The organism is Candidatus Gullanella endobia (assembly GCF_900048035.1).
GTDB classification, from domain to species: Bacteria; Pseudomonadota; Gammaproteobacteria; order Enterobacterales; family Enterobacteriaceae; genus Gullanella; species Gullanella endobia.
Window position 1 is genome coordinate 685,276 of record NZ_LN999832.1, and the last position, 21,636, is coordinate 706,911.

Here is a 21,636-nt window from a genome sequence, read left to right on the forward strand (position 1 = left end):
TTTAACCTGGTAGTGACTAGTTAACCTTCTGTTTATAGGATAATTTGATTATAAGTTCTGATAAAATGACCATACTTATCTTAATCGATGATATTATAGATATAAAATAAAATAGCTACTATTGTCTTTTTATACTACTAATTTAAATAAATAGTTTTATTGTATTATAAATACATAAGATTTTTTATGAATGGTTTTTAACGAAACGTAACGCTATAATATTTTATAGAGTAATATCTCTGATACAGAAAAATATTAAATGAAATAAATCATGATGTTAATGATCTAATGGAAATCTGAATTTTCATTTTAAAATAATAGCAATAGCTATTAATAATTAATCATCTTATTAGATGATTGTTATTTAAATGAATCGTTGAGTGAAGCAAAGTTATTATGATAATAAAAACTTTTCAAGTTATGTAGTAGTATTATATATTATTTTTATATTATTAGTTATATAACTAACTGTCCTGATTAAGTTACATAATTTTTAAATTTATTTTGCTAATCGGAAACCGAATTATTATCCAGTATTATAAAATAAATATCGTTAATTATATTATTAATAATATAATTATAATTGAGGTTACTACTATCAAATAGTAGTAGAATTAATTTTAATAGTAAAATACTTATGCAAAGAAATAAAATTGAGGTCATTTAAGCTCAAAATATAAAATATATATTACTAATATACCATTACTATTTTTAATTAAAAATATTTTTTACAAAATTAACATTAAATAGCTTTATTACCGTTATCAATATCATCTTTTTTCTTATTATAATCAGGTCGTATTGATTTTAATTATTGTTTTGTTTAATTTAGAATTAAATATCTATATTATTACTACTATCTAATAGTAGTAGATATCTATGAGTTTGATATTAGCCTCGATATTAATACTATATTTGACGATTAAAATATTATAGCTAATTCTCGCTTACATCTGATTAATGAATGTGCATATAATATCATCTTATCTAATCAATATACCAGATAGATTCCACTATAGCGACGAATAATATTATTATAATTAGTATCTTAAAACAACAATTTTAACAGAAAGGTCCTAAATAGCTTATAAAATATTTAATAATATCGGCGATTAAGGAATATTGCGAACTTTAATTCTTACTGAAGCTGAGATATTGCTTATCATAAGTACACCTGACAGCTATAGTAATAATATTGTAAATAAGCTATTATGTAGTAAAAATCTACATTTCTAATACACGAAATTTAATGGTTTGACTTAAGTTTAATTAAGCTGATAAGTATTCATTAATACTATGCTGCTATACTTCTTTTTAGCTATTTTATAACAATAGAATTATGCTTATATCTTTACTCAATCCAATCTATTTAAGTGTATAAATATCACTATAGCGTTAGTCACAACTTTCTAGTTCAATTATGATTTGATACATTTCTTTGCTATTCTGAGCAGTGCGTAAACGACGGCAGATAGTTTTATTTGCTAGCCGCTTTGCTACAAATGAAAGAGTATGAAAATATATTTTGCGCTGATCTGATGGCATAAGAAGCGCAAATAGTAAGTCTACAGGCTGATTATCGATCGCGTCAAATGCAATAGGTTGTTCTAATCGTATAAAGATTCCCACAGCACGTTGTATATCTTCTTCTATCTTACCATGTGGAATGGCAATACCATTACCGATACCAGTACTACCTATTCGTTCACGTGTCAACATTGCATCAAGCACTACTTGTGGTATCAAGTTAAGTTGTTTTGCTGCTATTTCACTGATAATTTCTAGCGCTTTTTTCTTACTATGGCAGTAGACATTGCTGCGAGTACATTCAATGTTTAATACTGAACTAATTTGTATTATTGTATCGTTAGTCATTTTTGTCACCTAGGTACTGGTTAACTTTGTAAGACTCATCGACTTATTATTGTAGAGATAAGGAGCTTATATGAAGTTGAAGTGGAATTGTCGACTACGATAAATTAATGTTATTTTAATTTCTCTTGATATTTTCAACTATTGTATAAATTATTGATAAATAAATTATGAAATAAACAAACGATTTATAAATCTTATAACTTTTTGACTTTCAAGAAAAAATAAATCTAATTAATATAATCGAAAAAATTTTTATAGTTTTTAGAATTTTATTCTAAAATATCGATGAATATCAATAATATAAATATATTTTTTATGCATACCTATATAGTTTTCTCCTTCTTTGTAAAGGTTAAATTAATTATTTTTGATTTAATAAGAATAAATGAAATCCTAAATATAATAGTACAGTATAACACATTATTATATTTAACTTAAAATAAAGTTGTTTAGCCTATTATTTTTAAGTAGTTTTACTAAGTTTTTCTACAACTACTATTTCACGATAATGAAATAGTAGTTGTAGAAGGAATTTCGCTTATTTTCTTTTCTAAAGTAGCTTAAGAAAAATACTTCACTTTAAAAGTGTTGCGTGAAACCTACAGAGATTTTTCCAAATGATGAAATACTAAATTCTGAACTATTACATAGCTTCTATTTAGGAAATATTTAGTTAAAATTAATTAAATAATCTCTTTTTATCAAAATAAGGTGATTTACTGTTTGATAATACATAAAATAATCTTAAATGGTATTTTATTGAGATTTTATAAACTATTAATTAGTTATTATGATTTTTATAAATGATTTTGAATAAATATGCTATCTGTATTATTTTTAGCGTTACTATTTAAGTAAAATATTATTAATTAATGAGCAGTATTAAAACACTGTTAGTATCAATCTAAATACTATTTGGTAGTTTTTGCAGTTTCTATATTAGAATGTTATGCATTGCATATTAATATTGAATAATATTGATAGATCTAATTAAAAGAGTTGAAATAATAAAATATCAGATTTTAAAATATTATTTTATCTTAGTTTAAGGTAAAAGTACCGAAATTGTAACTATCGAAAATATCATCCAATAGTTTTATTAAACTCTATCATGTAAATTAACTTAATTTAAGTTTTTTCTTTATAAAATTTAAATTATAATAGTAATGCCACTTATTTAGAGTTGAAATTCTTCACCTAAATAAACCCGTTTTACTTGATCGTTAAGCATGATATCGGTTGGAGGTCCGTGAGCGATTAACTTACCCTGATTAACAATATAAACTCGTTCACATACATCGAGTATCTCGCGTACGTTATGATCAGTAATAAGTATACCAAGACCATTTTTTCGCAAATGTTTTATGATTTTTTTAATATCAACAACTGAAATTGGATCGACGTTAGCAAAAGGTTCATCAAGCAAAATAAATTTAGGGTTAGCAGCGAGTGCTCGAGCAATCTCTACTCGACGTCGTTCACCACCGGACAAAGATTGACCAAGATTATTACGTAAATGACTAATATAAAACTCTTCCATTAATTCTTTTGCACGATCTTTTCGCTGTTTATTAGTAAGATCCTTTCTAATTTGAAGAACAGAAATCAGATTATCAAATACACTTAGACGACGGAAGATTGAAGCTTCCTGAGGTAAATAGCCGATTCCACGGCGAGCACGGGCATGCAAAGGTAGAAAAGTAATATCATCATTATCGATATAAATCCGACCAGTATCATTAGAGATAATTCCAACTACCATATAAAACGTAGTGGTTTTACCTGCTCCATTAGGACCAAGTAATCCAACAATTTCGCCAGAGCTTACCTTTAAACTGACATCTTCTACTACGCGACATCCTTTATAAGATTTAGCCAAATTTTCTGCAATTAACATTGCCATAGATCTTATACTCGACTATTTAACATGGTTATATGACGCTTTAGCATTATTTTTATCTTGCAATTGAGCTGGTAGGAGTACTGTGGTAACTAATTTACTTTTATCGCTAAAAGCTTCTATATGTTTTTTTTTGATTAGATAAGTAATGCGATCACCTTTTACATTACTACCTAATCGTTCAATACAGGCGTTACCTATTAAAATTACCAGATCATTGGCAGTTTCGTAACGTACATTTGTCGAATAACCACGTATAAAATTTTTATCGTCTTGTAGTTGATAAAACGAAATCGGATTACCGTAACCTTCTACGACTTCATTACCACTATTCCCATTTGGACGGGTAATAATAACTTTATCGGCATGAATATCAATTGAACTGTACTTTACAACGACTTTACCGATAAAGATTATAGTATTAGTTACCATATCTATCATCTGTCGCTCAGAGTTAACATGAATTAACCGCTGATTATCATTACTGAACGGTAGAGCTAGTGTTTGCGAACTTACTAGTATTAAACTGCTGGCTAAGAAAAGGTGATAAAATATGTTATATGTGATGGATTTCATAAGATGTTTCGACCTTTTCAATTAATTCAGCGATCTTATTTTGCATATCGATATGTATTTTCATACCAGTTGAATTAAAACCAGGACCATATAAAGTTACCTTATTATTTGAGGAAAAGTTCTGTGTTACAAGATTAACTACTGCGTTATCTGTTATAATGCGTTTAAGATAAGATGTATCTTTCAAGTTATCTACTTGAACATGTCCATATAGGTAAAGAATTTTCTTCTGAGTTAACTTTGCTTTATCGGCCTTCATCGTCCAAGTTGATACTCTACTTTCATTGAAAGTAATAACAACTGGCTGGATAAAACAAGTGATCTTTTGTTTAGCAAAATAATTAATATGATTAGCCGATAATATGTAATTAAGTCTTCCTGACGGATTATATACTATGGTTGTAGTATATTCACTTTGATAGATTGATTCGCTGATACTAACCGGAATTTTAGATGGTATCATATTTGTGCTCGCTAAATTCCGACCAATAAGCATGAATATTAATAATCCAAGTATCAGTGTAGTTAAGTATGTTATCTTTCTCATACTAAGCTTTTAGTATCCTCAAGCTTTCCTTACATTAGAAGCAGGTATAAACCTGTTATATAATAATACATTTACCAATGAAGTAGGTATAAGATCTAATCTAAGCTGAATAGTAACTAAAAATCTAATAAAGCTATGATAAAACTAGGATAATTAATAATCGGGACATCAATCAACTTATCATTTATATAAGAGACTTATTCTGGCATTAACTTTAATATATTTAGAAGTATTCTACAGGTTGTAATATTATTTAATTACCACTCGAAAAGATGAGTAATATTTAGAAAGGTACAATGTTTCTATAAAAAATAACAAATTAGATAATAATAAGAATGACTGTGATATCGATATTAAAAACAACAAATACCTTAATTATTTTAGATATTAAAAAATTTAAGTTCTTTGTTTAATTAGATGAATTGTATATGTTAATACGATTATTTGACATAATACCGTCTATATCGAAAATTAATAGATAAACAACTCTAACGTTTTTATATCTACTATGCTAATAACTTTTCACTATCATAATAGTGCATAATACAGCATAGCATAATATTTACTTCTCTTATAAGAAAATCTTTATAAAACTTAGTACTTCTATCGTTAGCATATTGGTAAAAAACATATACAAATCACCTTATTTGATAGAATCAGGTGATTTGTATATATTTAAGGTCAATAGTAATATCGAAATTTATTATAGATCTCTATTGAAAAAATCTTAATATTAATATCTTAATATGTTATAAGTTAATATTTTGGTTTTTTAAAAAAATTACTAGACATAAATTTAATAAATAACTTTTAGTACTAAAAGTTTCATTAGTATTTTCTCTCTACTATCCACTACGTATGATATTTTATGTATAAATGATAAAATTTTTTCTAATAAATTTTATCAAAATTAGACAAATTAAATCACTATTCAACAATCTCACTCGTAAAAATAATAATTGCTAAAACTGTATCATAATTTTTTATAATATTAGTAATTTGTAATAACTAAAGTTTATTATAAATTATATCTTCGATATACAAATATAATTCTCTGTTTTTCTTTATAATTTTAGTTTTTATTTATATTATTACATTAAAGTTATTATAACTAGTCATTTCTCAATGAATGAAGATATTCTCTTTCTAGTTACTTTGGAAAATTTTCTGTTAATTTTTATAATTATATGACTAGATTTTTTAAATACCTATTACTACATATTGATATATGAATCCAGTTTATTTTCAGTATAAGAAATTAAAGTAATAATGTTGTAATATAAGTAATATATTTATATATAAAATATGTCTGATAGATAATTATTCAACGCTATTTGCATCGATACAATATAAATTAATGATCAAAATAATACTCATTTAGCATAAACTATATAAACTAATGATCAACAGATCAGGTCAGATAAAATATTATTTCGTTATGTAAAATTCGATAAAGATTTATGAATCAGTAGTATTAACTACCTTATTTACTTCAGTCGATAAATTTTACGATAATCAATAGATGAAATGCTGTTATAGTTAATCAACATAATAGGATGATTAAAAATCAAAAGTAATCTATTCCGAATATTATCGGAACAGAAATTTTACTCCCTATAAATAGGTATCTTATTATAAATAATCAATATAATACTACTAATATTAAAACCAAGGACATTATTAATCACTATAACTATAAAACAAATAGATATGATTATAGAGAAAAAGAAATGATAGATATTTAACTTTACAAAAATATATCGAATAGATACATTTAGCCATATAAGTAAGATTAGAGATAAAATTAATATACACTAGTATTAATGTCTGTTTTTTTAGGTTATTAAATTTGAAAGATCTAGTTAAATAAAAAATCTATGAAATATTCTATTTGTTTTAATATCATCTCAATCAATTATGAGAGCATAAAAAGTAATAAATTATGAATAATGATGATAATCTAGTTAATAATCGCAAATCAAGCTTTAATCGGGGGGATAATTTCATTATACTCGATAATATTATATTATGCAATTTCTACATAGAAATATAATATTAATTATAAGCCATTTTAGTATCGGTAAAAATAATATTTCTGTATTTTATTGGCTGGTAGTCTATTACCGTACAACAGAAAAAATTGGATAGATAGTGATAATATATCCATATTATCATGTCGTAAACTTTATCAGGTAAATAATAAAATTGGAGTATTATTCTATCTCAGTATATTATTTACTGATAATATATTTTTTTAAAAATTTGATATTTCCATTATTTTAAAATATCCGTTTATAATAGTTAATATTATATATCACTGCACTAATAAAATTTAAAGCAGAAAGCTTACATTAAGCGACATCGTTAATTCCGGAAGAGTTATTTATCGACACATGGCGCGCCGTATAATTTTAGCTCGTACTATTATATCAGATACTGATCTGCTTATATTTTTATGAGCTGTTTTTCAGGAAAAATCCAATTAATATTGGGTTATTATTACGCTCATTGATAATCTAAAGTAGACGCTAAGTTTTATCTACATCGCAGTGTACTAAAACATGACAGAAGTATTAAGAATTTCTAATGACGACTATATCTTTTCTAAAAAATATATAGTGATAAAAGGGACAGCAGTTAACCTATATAACAGTCAGAATCAGCGCGTTAAATAATTTTTAAATAGTATCTCTTATAGACTAACCTCGTTTAATATTCCACTAAATATTATTAGACACAACTATTAGGAAAAGAGAGAATTAAGCTTAGTTATGATATAAGAGGTAATCTTATCCTTTAAGCATTGAACACTAAGAATTTATTACAGTTTTAATTAAGCCAGCATTATACTGTTTAGTATATTAGAAGAAAAATCTGAATTGTAAAAAATAGCTACTATTAAAAAACTTTACATCTTTTTTATGTTACTGCTTGTAATTGTTATAATTTCTAGTTTATTTATCAATATAGTGCTTTGATTATAGAATTATATCGTTTTATAACTTATAGTACTAAATACAGTTTAGGAATGCTAGTTTTGCTATCCCTACTATGTAAGTTAGAGTCAGTAATAGTCGCATTTTATTTTCTAACCGTGCAAGTTCTCCGTTTACTGTCGAGATAATCTTAATAACGATTAACGAATAACTTTCTGGTTCTTAAATAATGGTAATAGACCTATTTATCAAATAGTGGTTCTTCGTTTTTTTGGCTAGTCTTATTAGTATGCTATTACCAATCATAACTTCTATTGAAGTTCGAATCTTAAGACAGACTATTGTTAGTATTGAATAGAAAGGAATTGATAGTAGCTTCTTTTTATTTGAAATATATGCTTTTATAGATTAGTAGAAAAATTTAGTAAACTGTGTTATTAAAAATATCGTGTTTGTTATCACTGTTAATTGAATTTTTTACTATTCAATAGTTATGATGCTATCTAAACCTTTAAAAAAAATCAGCCATAAAATCATTCGTATGGTTTTTATATTTCATTAATAGTAATAGGATTAGATTTTTATTATGATTTCTTTGATTTTTAAATGGATCTAAGCAAACATAAAAATAAAATATTAATCGACATATTTATGATGATTATTCTGTTCGCTATTTTTTCTTTATCTAAAATAGTGATAAAATCCGTTCTATAGATAATATGATAATTTATCGAATCAGCGTCTATTTAATAATATTAGTATTCTTAAAGTAAGATCTTCTGTTCGGATCGAAGGGAAGATTTTATTGATTAAATTTCAGATATTATACTTAATCCTAAAACCTATATTCTAAAAAGTTATTATGGATATTAAATATAATTTATAATCATATATTTGATATGAATTCTTTATCGATTCGAACTTTTTAGTTTGTTGGGAGAAGTAATAATATTTCAAACTCAGTCTCTGTTCTTAATAATTCAAAATTGGTACTTTAATAATAAAAGAGATAAAAATCATTTAGGATAACCAATAAGCTATTATTTTATAAGATCTGATTGGTTATTTTCTTTATAATCGCAGTAATAGCAGACACAACAAAACTACTAAGAATTAAACTAACAACATCGGTAATAAAGTACCTAAATAGAACAAATCATAAATTATGGATATTAAATTAATCAAAAATGTACTAACAAAAGTAAAGCTAGATAGTAGGAAGTTTAAATAGCAGAAAAAGCATTATCACCAACAGTGATATTATAATTAATATAAGATAATTTATGTCTGTTTTTATCATTTCAAATCGGTTTTCAACCTTACTAAGTTGACACAACTAGAATAGAAGACATGCATACTTAAATCTTTATTTGCATTACTAGTGCTGTTGGTTATTCTATTGTTAATATAAACTATTCTATCATAAAAATCCTTATCGTTTAATAAGTTAAACAGTAAATAAGATTTGTATTCGTCTAAAAAACAAATAAAATAAATTTATTAAGATCCTAATTACTTGAATATTATTGTGCGTAAAAATTTTTTCTTATATTCAGGTAAAACACACTTGGTAATCAATACTAGATTTTCATTATTGTAATAACTATGCCAATTCAGCGAGATGCTTACTTTAAAATATTCCAGAACTATTTAGAGTATATTTATGTTCAAGTGGTAGTATATTTCAGTAATTATACTTATGAAATTACATCGGAGAAACCATTAGGCGCTTCCAAAATTGTGATTATTTTCGTAACGATTACCGATCAAATTGGCCATTCACTAATGTATCTTGATTTCTAGTAGCTCAAAATAATATCTCTAGTAATTATCAGGTATATGATATACTTTATTAAAAGTATTGGTATTTTATTGCTAAAAATGAATAGGCATTAATATTGCATACAAAAAATCGATGAATTGACTTAGCAATTATAAAAGATACTATAATAGTAATTACCTTGGATAATTAGTATTATAGTTAAAAGATTTAATTAATTTACGTAGGAATAATATTAATCTTATTTGAAGAATTAAATTATAATACATTATTTACACTATTGGTAATAGAAGTAATTATTATTTGAAGATATCCGATTTATAGATATCTTTAATCTTCGACATATCGACTTTGCCGACGTAGCATTTATTTTTTGTTTTTAACATTATCAAAAAAGTGAGGTAATAAACGTATATTTATTAGCGTCACTAATAGTTTTCGAACGTTTATTACACTATGAAAGTTATAACCAATTCTATTTATATAATAACTTTAAATACTTAATATAAATTACTAGCACTATTTCATTATAATAAAAATGATTGGTAATCATCTTTTAATTTTTTAATTGTATCTTATATAAAGTTATTATGCTTTTAATCATTGTTTCATTTAGAATAATAAAAGAACTATAGTTAATTGCTTCTCTTATTCTTTAAAATAGTTAATCCCTATAAAATACTAGTTTAGTAGACTGATTTATAACCCTAAAAAAGATTTAATTATGGAAATAAACGAAATCAAATCAGTGCTTATGCAAGCCTTATTACTGGATGAAGTCTACGTAATTAAAAATGGTAAAAATTTTCAAATTATTGCGATTAGTGATCAATTTTCTAAAATAAGTCTAATAAAAAAACACAAAATAATATATACACCACTAATAGAGTATATATTAGATAATCGCATTCATGCTTTATCAATAAAAGCCTATACAAAAAATGAGTGGAAGCGTAATTGTAAGATGAATGATTTTAAATGTTTACCTTAATCTAAGAGAAAAGAATTTTCTTATTTAATCATAAAGAGTAATTATAATAGATGAATTTCTTATCTAGAATCTTGCACGGTTAAATAGAAAAGTTACTATTTCCGACATTAAAAATTTTATACTTCCAATTTTATTTATCATACTATTGACGAAATAACCGATGGAAATTCAAAACATTTCCAAGTTCTAAGATATAGAAAAACCATAAAATTATCTAATTAACTCAATGCTAAAGCAAAACGAAATAGCTCATTTTGTGTAGATATAAGCAAGGTTAATATTTACTATGCACTATATGAGCTAACGAAGATCATACGCGTGTCTGTTTTTAACTAGGACTGTTAGTAGCGTCTTTTTATTAAAGACAGATTTTATTACCGAGTGTCTGTGTTATCAATATTCATCCTGTGGATTTATATATCAGTGATTTATAGCAGTCAAGTGCTACTATCAAACTAGAGAAAAATATCTTAAAGCATTAGCCGATGGTTTTTCAATGCGCATATTATTATAAATAAAGTTAGTATTGGCGCTATAGTAATTATTATAAGTGTAGCAATATTAGTAACTAGTACTACTAGTATCAATAATATATCTCATAAATCGGAAATTATTGATACTACTAATTTTCTCATTTGGATAGATGTAAAGATTAGTGGTGCTGATACTAACAAAATTATTATTTAAAGAATTAATAATTTATATCTATGTATATCGAGTTTTACTTGATCTTATCGAGACTGATACGTTGCTGATAGCAGTAGATATTTCCTAAGACCGCATAGTTTTTCATGTTATATTCCCTGATACATTACAGGCTCTACTAATCAAGTTACACGAAGTGTATATAGATATCACTGTTAGGAGATGACTAGATAAATCTAGATATGCATAATCAGCGTCTAAAAGTAATTATAGTTCGTATTGCTTTATATTATGTTCTAGGTTTTCTAGCAATATGAAAGCGAAATCTAATCTAATCAATCCAATCATTCATAGTAGTAATATTATTACTAAGATTATTTTTGAAAACCGGTTTATATATATTTCAGAATTAATTCAAATAGAATCGTATAATAAAATCGAACGTAACAGTATTATTTATCGCGATATTAAAACTTCATATTTGAGTATAAGTAATGGGAATAGATTTGCGTTCTTCAACAAGTCTAGTTTTAGTTGTTTATATCGTCAATTAAAGAAAATTGTTTTGTATGAGTGATAATATCGAATAAACTAGCATAGTTTTTCATTTTAGTAGTTTATATAATTATTAAAATATGCTCAAACACTATTATTATAAGTAAGCGTAACTTTACAGTTTCTAATACTAGCATAACTGTAGATAATCACGACTATCGTGAACTAAATTATTTTTATCTTTATAAATAACGCATAGAGATTATATTCTATACTTATTGTTAATAATATGATTTTAAATCAAAAGATAAAATTAATAATTCATAATTATAAAAAAAGAGATAATATTCGAATTTCTATCTAATTTAACACTATCTAATATAGACGACTCTTAAATAGATTATACGAGATAACAAAACTTAAACTAACACTATAATAGTAGAATTAGTATTTTTAAAATACTTAACGTAATAATAAAAAAATACTTGCATCGCCACGTACTATATTCAGCGCTATAATTGCTGGTTTAGATTCTAACACCTTACGAAGCTGAGATACGTTTTTTATTCGTTCACGGTTTATACCAATGATCACATCGCCCTTTTGTAAACCAATCGCGTCAGCAGGAGAATCTTTTATTACTTTTTCTACCTGAACACCCTTAGTACCATGTTTTAATTGACCATTGCTAAGAGAGGCTCCTTGTAGCGCTGGAGTAAGAATCTGCTCACTGGTAATAGCTGATGCGCTATCATCGAGGATCACGGAAATTGTTTGTGCTTTTCCGTTACGCAGAAGGCCAAGCCTAATAGTTTTACCGGGTGAACTAGTACCAACCTTAACCCGCAATTCAGCAAAGCTTTGAATTGGCTTATCCTCTACCGAAATAATAATATCGCCAGCTTTGATACCGCCTTTAGCAGCGGCGGAGTTTGGAAGTACTTCGCTGACAAAGGCGCCACGCTGAGCATTAATATTAAAAGCTTTAGCAATATCAGCGGTTAATTCTGTCCCTTTTATACCTAATTGACCGCGTTTTACCTCACCATATTCAATCAATTGCTGACTTAAGTTTTTAACGATATTACTAGGAATAGCGAAACCAATACCAATATTACCTCCTCCCGGTGCTAGAATGGCAGTATTAATACCAATCAGTTCACCGTTGAGGTTGACTAGCGCACCACCGGAATTACCACGATTAATGGATGCGTCAGTTTGGATAAAATTCTCAAGACCTTCCAAATTCAAACCGCTACGATCAAGAGCAGAAATAATACCTGACGTGGCAGTCTGTCCAAGACCGAAAGGATTACCCAACGCAACAGCAAAATCTCCGACTTTTAAAGTATCAGAGTCAGCCATACTAAGTTCGCTAAGATTTTTTGTCTTCGGCAACTGCAATAACGCTAAATCCGTTTGTTCGTCGTGACCGACTAGTTTAGCATTGAATTCGCGGCCGTCATTGAGCTGAACTTTAATCTTATCTGCTCCGTTAACAACATGATTATTAGTAATAATGTAACCTTTTAGAGCATTAATAATAACTCCAGAACCTAACCCTTCAAATGGGCGTGATCTATCATTGTTAAAACCTGGGGTATCGGGTCCGAAAAAGTACTTAAATTCCTTGGGTAGCGAAGGACATCGGACTGGTTTAGAACCTTCAACATAGACGCTGACTACTGCTGGTAGTACTTTAGCTAGCATTGACGCTAGGCTTGGCATAGCTTTTCCTTCTACTTCAATTGGAATAGCTGCTTTTAGCGATGAAAAAGGAATTATTAGACTCAGTCCAATACTGAGTGCCAATGCGCTGAAGAATGGTGTTATTTTCATTATAACCTTAACTCGCTCATTTTATATCAGATATTCTAGTTTAGGCATCTGCTTAAAGCGTTATAATCGCAATTATAACCTTGATAGATATGGAAAAATTTAATCTATAAGCGCGTTTAGTACCGGTATATCTGTGGGTAAAGATCGCTATTTATTTAAATTACTTGTTTTTCGTAAAACTGTTAATACTTATTAAGATAATTTCATTACTTTATTTCCATCGGGACTTGGTTATTGTCTGCTTTAATTTCAGTGAGATAATAAAATAATGAATTATCTTCTTTTTTCTGATCTAATAGTAGACTATCGAAACTTTTAGTTATAAACTATCAAAATTGATAGTAGTCGTTGAATATATTATTTAATAATTCTTCTTTCTTAAAAAGAATTTTTTAACTTTTTCGATATCTATCTATCTCTATTTTTCTTTTAATTTATACTGTGTTCTTTTGTTCTAACGCATTTTTATAATTGTTAAATGCATGGTAGTCACATCAAAAATAATACTCATTATCAATCTGATTAGTACATACTTTCAAATTATAATAATTAATATTACTCATTTTGCTGTTCCGTAGAATTTTATGTCCTATTACTTTTATTATAATCGGTTATATGCTATTAGTGTAACTGAATAGTATAACAAAAACTTATTATTTAGAGCTTACTAAGCTATTATATTTATCAAATAGGTGCTTAATGTTTGCACGTATGTTTTCAATATTTAATTTTTATCAGTAAATGCTAGCACAAAAAGGGAATATAAGTTATATAACATCTATATTTTATCTATCGTTTATATAAGTAACATATCACTGATATTTAACTCGTAAAAACTACTTTAATAATCTCATTAACCTGCTTAATTGATTAAAAATATCTTTTTAATAAGCAAATTTACAACCAATAGGACACTCTTAAAAATATAAAATATCAGCGAAGTAGCAGAGATAAAGTATGGTTGATATTTTAATTTTTACTGTAATATTCCTAGTGAATAAAAGTTAAATTTCATTTTTTTGTTTTGTATTGTGAATTTATATAGAATTATATCTAGCAATATTTTAATATTGCTAAATGATTTGTTCAAAAACTGCAATAGAAAGAGCTTATAGTATATAAATTAATAAAATACACTATGTTATTGCAAATCTAGATATTTCTATTGATTTTTACCTAAATACTGCAGTGTAAATTAATTTGTAAATTAATTTTTATTAGTAATAATACCAGCTAATTATTGTAATAAAAACAGCATTTTATGCTATTAGAATTAAATTTGATTAATGGTATAGCATTATTGACTGTTATTTAGTTATTCAACTAGATGCACGAAACTAAAACAATTATAATTTTCTTTTTGAGTACTTTTATGCAATTCTGCTACGTTGTACATCGATTCATATCGATGGTAGCGGTCAGAAAAATATCGTCTATTGATTCTAGTACTAATACATATATTTTATAAACAGCACGTTTAGATTTTTAGTTAATATTAGAATATTAATATCTGCGTTTTCTCCGTGTTTTCTTAGAGAGATACTATTTTAGTATTTTGAATATTATTTCTATTTTTCTTTTTAAGAAAAGCAGAGCAAGGCTGAAATTTGAAGTATTTTGTCATTTTTTGATATGAAAGAAATCGACATTTTTATATGACTTCTTTATAATATATTGATAATATGTTATATTTGATCTTGATAGAAAGATCTTAGTTATTATAAAAACGAAGCTAATCAAAGGTATTTTTCTAGATGTTGAGTTGTATTGGTCTTATAATTGTTTATTAAAGCATTTAATAAACAATAATATTTAATTTATATTTGGTAAATTTTTAATGAAAACTTTTGCAGCAAAGTCGAAAAAGATAAAAAATGACTGGTATGTTATCAACGCCGAAGGGAAAACTCTTGGCCGTCTTTCTACCGAACTAGCTCATCGTCTTCGTGGTAAACATAAGCCGGAATATACACCACATATAGATACCGGTGATTATCTTATCGTTTTAAACGCTGATAAAGTAGCTATTACCGGAAATAAGTGTAATAACAAAATATACTATCACTATACCGGCTACGTCGGTGGTATAAAACAAGCAACCTTTAAAGAGATGATTACTCGTTATCCTGAGCGTGTAATTAAAATCGCTGTTAAAGGTATGTTACCAAAAGGTCCGCTTGGTCGTGCTATGTTCCGTAAATTAAAAGTTTACTCTGGTACCGAGCACAACCATGCAGCACAACAACCACAAATTCTTGATATGTAATCAGGGTAATCAGGATTCTATAGGAAATGAATGAAAATCAATATTACGGTACTGGTCGCCGAAAAACCTCTTCTGCTCGAGTCTTTATAAAAGTAGGCAGCGGCAATATGATGATTAATCATCGCACTTTAGATCAGTATATTGGTCGTGAAACCGCTCGTATGGTGATTAGTCAACCGTTGGGATTAGTTAATATGGTAGGTAAGCTAGATCTATATATCACTGTTAAAGGTGGTGGTATTTCTGGTCAAGCTGGAGCAATTCGCCATGGTATTACTCGTGCACTAATAGAATACAATGAAACTTTTCGTTCTGATCTGCGTAAAGCAGGTTTTATTACCCGTGACTCTCGTCAGGTTGAACGTAAGAAAGTTGGTTTACGTAAAGCTCGACGTCGTCCGCAGTTTTCCAAACGTTAATTTTCACAGTGCATACTATCGCGAGAAATCTACATGGTTTTGAATTCTTATTGTTTAATATGTCCTAATATGTACTTTTAGTATCAAGTGAAAGCAATATAATATAATAATCAACTGATCTTTTTATTTTTTTTGAGTAAAAGTTTTTTATTTTTAAATAATCAAAAAAATTAGATAAATTAAAAATAATCCTTAATTAGGATTATTTGATATATTCTTAATATATTTTAATATTTTTATGGTCTTCTCTATTAATAAAAAATCTTTAATAAAATTATTTTGAGATAATTGATGTTTCAATTATCACTTGCATATTTTCTAGCGAAAAGGCTATGATTAAAATCAAGTAAACTAAGATGGATAATTTATCGTAAAATCTAATTAATTTTGATCTTATTATATTTTATCAATGCTAATTCGTCGTAAATTGATTATTTGTCAATCCTTTTATCATTATAAATCTGGTAGTAAATAACATAATTCATCTGGTTATTTGCTATATTAAGGATAATTAATAGTAGTAGAAAAGATACCAATATTTTATTAGCATCTATGATACGCTATCATCTATAGCGTCAATATTTAACAAAAAAATCTTCTTCATAAGCAAAGAGTTTGATCTAGTAGATGGTTATCTAATATCTTTATTATAAAATTTAGTTAAGTTTAATATTGAGCTAGTTAGAGATTTTTTGAATATGTGACAATAGAATAAAATAACTCATATTTCTTCGAACTAGCTATACTATCTTTAGATTAATTACAAATATCTATTTGATAAATAAATAACACAATACTTAGTAGATACAACTATCACATTTTTTAAAAAGCTAAATTTGCTTTATTTAGTTTACTTTCTAGCTAGTAAAAAACGAGACTAGAGGCTAGTCATATTGACTATCAATAGTAACCGATTGGATAGATTTATAGGATAGTAATATTGATTATGAATTACTTGTATTACTACGAATTACATTATATAACTATATTATACACACTTAAGCAAATACCGTGATGAAATGCCACTAAAAATCTATATTTTGGATATTTAAAAACTATATGTAGTATATTAGTTTTTATTCAATAGAAATTTACTTTGATAATTTTTGAATTCTTTTAAGAAAACAGTACAAATCGATCTTAAGGTATCCATTTAAATACAGTCTTATGCAATTTATATTTTTAATGTTATTAAGGATCTTCAATATCATAGTGATCTTTATCGGTAATATTAAAGATTACTATTATGCTAGTCAAACTTTTATATTCGATCTGAAATGATATTTTTACTTATTTTATGTGAAAATTAAAATTTAATATCTAATTATACACTATTGATGATAGTTGGTTTAAACGATATGTTAAATTTGCTTAAGAAGCATATTTCAAAACTAATAAAGATACATAATAATATTATGTAAGTTTTATTTATTAATTACTAAGTACTTTAATTAGATAAGTAAACTATTAGCAAAATAATTATAGGTAACTAGCTTTTCGCTAAAAGTACACACAACAGTGTATCACCGCTAATTAAATCGATAATTTATACTTATTTTATATATAATATATATGGTTATTATTAAGTTATTCTAGTAATAGAAAAATATTTTGATAGTTCCTATGAAGATCACATCAGATAGTATTGTTATACTAAAGTTATTCTAATTTAAATATATTACTAGTAATCTCTATCACCATTAAATCCTAAAAATTAATATGTTCTTATCAAGATATAGAGTGGTAAGCTCACTAACATACATACCTAAACATACATACCTATTATATAGGTAGTTATCATATTTAATAGTTTGTAAATACAAAAGATTTCACCAGTGATTTTTAAAAAATAAATTATAACCTATTTAAAGTAGATTATAATTTATTTTTTAGGATTTTTACTTCTATGAATAGATAGTCTGTCCAAGACAGATATTTTATAGATATTTATAATATTTTATCTATTTTTTTAAAAACTTCTTATTAATAAAATTAGTCTACTAGTTCACTATTGCATTAGCTTAATGGAAAAATCTTATCTATTTCACCTATCTATATTTCTAGCATTAATACTAATGGTATTAATAATTATTTAATCTATTAATTACTATCTAGCTAATCTGTTTTATCTTTAATAATTAAATAATTTAAACTGGTTAAACTAATTGTTATTATATCTAGTAGATAAATAAACATAATATTTAACCATAATTTATATTTGAAATCTAAATTGTCAAATAATATTTTAATTTAGAAAATTATTAACCGAGAAAGATAAAAAAATAAAATATTAATCAATAAAAAATTTAATTATAGAATAGTGTAATATAAATAAAAAAATTTAAAAAATTATTTATATTATTCAACTTAATATTTTATTGCAAAATAAAAAATATTTAAAATATTTTAAAATATAAACTATTCTACATCATTATTAATTAGTAAATAATCAGAACATAAAAATAAATAATAGAAATAATACAATATAATATCTATTTTCTAAATATATTAGAAAATTATTAAAACTGATAAAATGTTTTTTCATTTTGATATTTCATTTATCTGTAAAAATCACTAAAATATACTAATGCATTAAGGTCTATTTTGAGGTATATAAAAACAATTTGCAATTGCTATTATCTAATTTACTAGTTATAATAACTAATATATCCATTACTTCTGTTTGCTAGTAGTATTAGATCTATGAAAATACTAAAATCACTAACAATATTTATCTAGCATAAATCTATCTACATTAAAATGTAGCTACTGTAAGTATGTAAAAGCGGTTATAACATGTTTTACACCATTCACTTTACTAGATAATGCAGCAGCAGTTTTACCTTCTACATCAGTTACTATTCCCAATAGAAAGACCTCACCATTTTCAGTGCTTATTTTTATATTAGATGATTTTACTATATCACTAATTAAAAAATGAAAACGAATTTTAGTGGTAATCCAGGTATCTATGAATGTATGTTTGAGTGATATTGGTTGACTCTGGCGAATTTCGTTATATACCTCAGTCACATCATTAACGCTCATTACAATTTGCTTAGCGTATTTAATAAGCTTAAGTGTTGGTGCTTGACCGATTAGAAGAACTTTTCCTTGATAGGTAATATTACTAATACGTGTATTTTTTAGCTTCTGATTTTTAGATAGCATGTTTTTTATACGTATTTCAAGGATATTATCATCGACTTGTTTACCTAAAGTACGGGGATCAGTAGCTGTTTTAGTAGCAAAAGCAGCGGTGCCTATCACTACAGCGCTGACACACCCCTGTAATATTAAGGTAGTGAACAGAAGTAGTAATAGAGCATATATCTTCATCTAGACTCCTTACATCTAGCTATATAAGAAATGTTAATAATTTCTTTCCATTTTATCCTGTGATAGTGATAATTTTATTTTTATAACAGTAGCTTAGATGATTTTTATTATATTATGATTATGAAATAAATGGAAATTGAATAAGAATATCGTTAGCTTCTCTCAATGAGAATTTTTATTTAGAAGTAGTTTAGTTATGCTAACGATTATTAGTAATAAAATTCAATGAAACAATTATATATTCATATTTATGATGAATAGGCTTGATTCTCTGTTTTCAGAGTAATTTAGAATACAAGTGATAAAAACTTCGTATTTATGACTGAAGTTTTATTGTTAAAATAATGCAAAAAATTTTTGTCATCAAGTAACATCTACATGTTATATAAGTGGTTACTTACTGTATTTATATCAGTTGACAACGGTGATATTTTAGCCAGGACAGTGTTCTATTTATTATGCAATCTGATATTACTGATAGTATGCCAGTTAGACCTGTTATTTGGAAGCCTAGAATTTTTTGTATTTCACTAAAATAGTTAGCTAACGTCTAAGCGTCTATACCCATAGCGTAAAGCCTTACTAGTGAATAATCGCCTTGGAAGTGAGCACTTATCTGTGATAAGAGACCTGGATAGTTGCCAGTTATCATCGGAATATCACTAAATTCTATTCCCTCCATTTTCAAACGGAAATCATATTCAGAATCAGCTTGATAACTGCGTGAACTAGCATATAACGCTAACTTTTTACGTGAACTGACATGCATATCAATCATTGGTTTAATCAGCGCTAGTTCATCATGAGTAGCAATAATATAAACTGCGTCGATAGTCTTATCGATGTTAATAGAAGATATGATCGTACTCTTATTCTGAAATGTAGTAATAGTTATATCTGAGATAGTTACTACTGTATTAATCTAAATTTAGCTATCGGGTACTGGCGTACCTGTTAAAAGAATACCTTTACTATTGTTAATATTTTGTTTGAGTTCAGTAAAGGAAACAAAACGTTGTTCAAGCACAATTTCACCACCTACCTGATACCATGATTTAAAAACACCTTTATTATTCTATCACCAAGAACACCAGTTGAAAGAAGTAGCAATGGTTTCTATCGACCTTGTTTTTTAATATGTTTAGCTGCGTTGCGTGTCTCATCTTCTGGGGATAAAGAAAAATAATAGATATTAGGTTTTGGCTGGATGTTGTTTAGGTTGATTAAGTGCCAGTATATTTAGCATACTAGCATAAGTGACATTAGTATGATTGTTATATAAATGTTTACAGTCATTCTTTAATAATGGACCGATTATCATATTAGCACCATCCTTTTGTGCTTACGATAACGGTAGTGACAACGACTGCTTTTGACGTATCATAAACTTTAATTTGAATGCCGTTATTAGTAGTTATTTGTGTTTAATAGTTGATCACTAATATTCTGTTCACTCATAGTCGTCATCTGTAGTGTATTATCCGAATCTGAAGTTCGCATACTATCCTTTGCAATAGCAACATTTTTATGTTGCTTTAACATATTTTTGCCACTAGGTTATTTATTGCCGCTGAAAAACCTTTTTGAATCGCATAGGAGAAAATTTTTTCCTGTCCATGAATTGGTAATAGTAAAGCAACTCTTCTAACTAAGGACGGAAAATACTTTTTTACCTGACTAAGCGGTGTAGGTAACATTTTTACCATTGGATTTTTTGGATAAAGGATCTGCCAGTCTTTAATAGCTGTTTGTAAAAGCGTAGGATCTTTACGATTTTTATGGTATGCATTCAGAAGATCTAGCCAACCACGAAGTATATTTTCATTAGCATTAATTGCTAAGTTGCTACGCGGGAATGAAAGAGATACTAATATTTTCCAAGCTTTATCAATATTTTTTGGCGTGTCTCCAGATCACTTAACAATAATATCTTGGCAATATAAGTACGAATTAAATCTAGAAAAGCCACTTTTGGCCAGAATCGATCATTATCTTGGAGGAACGAAAATACTTGGTTTTATCAAGAGA

13 protein-coding genes and 1 pseudogene are annotated in these 21,636 nt (G+C 26.6%); 4 read left to right on the forward strand and 10 right to left on the reverse strand.

Going from position 1 to position 21,636, the window contains the following annotated elements; genetic code table 11:
* Positions 1-1,395: 1,395 nt before the first annotated feature.
* From ptsN to lptC, 4 genes are all read right to left on the reverse strand, one after another.
* Complete coding sequence (gene ptsN, locus FVIR_RS01965; RefSeq protein ID WP_067498290.1) at positions 1,396-1,875, reverse strand: PTS IIA-like nitrogen regulatory protein PtsN; 480 nt, start codon at positions 1,873-1,875, stop codon at positions 1,396-1,398.
* Positions 1,876-3,052: 1,177 nt separating this feature from the next.
* A complete protein-coding gene (gene lptB / locus FVIR_RS01970) occupies positions 3,053-3,778 on the reverse strand; it encodes an LPS export ABC transporter ATP-binding protein (RefSeq protein ID WP_067498294.1) in 726 nt (241 codons plus the stop codon).
* A gap of 15 nt (positions 3,779-3,793) precedes the next feature.
* A complete protein-coding gene (gene lptA / locus FVIR_RS01975) occupies positions 3,794-4,351 on the reverse strand; it encodes a lipopolysaccharide transport periplasmic protein LptA (RefSeq protein ID WP_067498297.1) in 558 nt (185 codons plus the stop codon).
* Entirely contained in the window at positions 4,332-4,898 is a 567-nt protein-coding gene (gene lptC / locus FVIR_RS01980; RefSeq protein WP_067498300.1) for an LPS export ABC transporter periplasmic protein LptC, read from the reverse strand. The genes lptA and lptC overlap by 20 nt, the downstream gene beginning before the upstream one ends.
* A gap of 4,541 nt (positions 4,899-9,439) precedes the next feature.
* Here lptC and FVIR_RS02680 point away from each other — a divergent pair.
* Both FVIR_RS02680 and FVIR_RS01985 read left to right on the forward strand, forming a co-directional pair.
* Positions 9,440-9,637 (forward strand): hypothetical protein, encoded by a 198-nt coding sequence (locus tag FVIR_RS02680; protein WP_158648152.1) that lies wholly within the window; start codon positions 9,440-9,442, stop codon positions 9,635-9,637.
* 701 nt (positions 9,638-10,338) lie between these two features.
* Complete coding sequence (locus tag FVIR_RS01985; RefSeq protein WP_067498303.1) at positions 10,339-10,605, forward strand: BolA family protein; 267 nt, start codon at positions 10,339-10,341, stop codon at positions 10,603-10,605.
* Between the two features lie 1,602 nt (positions 10,606-12,207).
* Here FVIR_RS01985 and degQ read toward each other — a convergent pair.
* On the reverse strand, positions 12,208-13,587 hold the full coding sequence (degQ, locus tag FVIR_RS01990; RefSeq protein ID WP_408605365.1) for a serine endoprotease DegQ: 1,380 nt from the start codon (positions 13,585-13,587) through the stop codon (positions 12,208-12,210).
* A 1,834-nt stretch (positions 13,588-15,421) separates the two neighbouring features.
* On the opposite strand from degQ, the gene rplM reads away from it, so the two are divergent.
* Both rplM and rpsI read left to right on the forward strand, forming a co-directional pair.
* Entirely contained in the window at positions 15,422-15,850 is a 429-nt protein-coding gene (gene rplM, locus FVIR_RS01995; RefSeq protein WP_067498311.1) for a 50S ribosomal protein L13, read from the forward strand.
* Between the two features lie 26 nt (positions 15,851-15,876).
* The gene (rpsI, locus tag FVIR_RS02000; RefSeq protein ID WP_067498314.1) at positions 15,877-16,269 is read left to right on the forward strand and encodes a 30S ribosomal protein S9; all 393 of its coding nucleotides are present in this window, start codon (positions 15,877-15,879) and stop codon (positions 16,267-16,269) included.
* 2,766 nt (positions 16,270-19,035) lie between these two features.
* Here the strand turns inward: rpsI and dolP are convergent.
* From dolP to FVIR_RS02615, 5 genes and pseudogenes are all read right to left on the reverse strand, one after another.
* The gene (dolP, locus tag FVIR_RS02005; protein WP_067498318.1) at positions 19,036-19,608 is read right to left on the reverse strand and encodes a division/outer membrane stress-associated lipid-binding lipoprotein; all 573 of its coding nucleotides are present in this window, start codon (positions 19,606-19,608) and stop codon (positions 19,036-19,038) included.
* Between the two features lie 406 nt (positions 19,609-20,014).
* Positions 20,015-20,530 (reverse strand): annotated as a pseudogene (locus tag FVIR_RS02725) (penicillin-binding protein activator).
* A gap of 270 nt (positions 20,531-20,800) precedes the next feature.
* Positions 20,801-20,929 (reverse strand): hypothetical protein, encoded by a 129-nt coding sequence (locus FVIR_RS02745; RefSeq protein ID WP_269447254.1) that lies wholly within the window; start codon positions 20,927-20,929, stop codon positions 20,801-20,803.
* 86 nt (positions 20,930-21,015) lie between these two features.
* Entirely contained in the window at positions 21,016-21,150 is a 135-nt protein-coding gene (locus tag FVIR_RS02750; protein WP_269447255.1) for a hypothetical protein, read from the reverse strand.
* Positions 21,144-21,500, reverse strand: a complete 357-nt coding sequence (locus tag FVIR_RS02615; protein WP_082799143.1) for a penicillin-binding protein activator — start codon at positions 21,498-21,500, stop codon at positions 21,144-21,146. The genes FVIR_RS02750 and FVIR_RS02615 overlap by 7 nt, the downstream gene beginning before the upstream one ends.
* Positions 21,501-21,636: the final 136 nt, after the last annotated feature.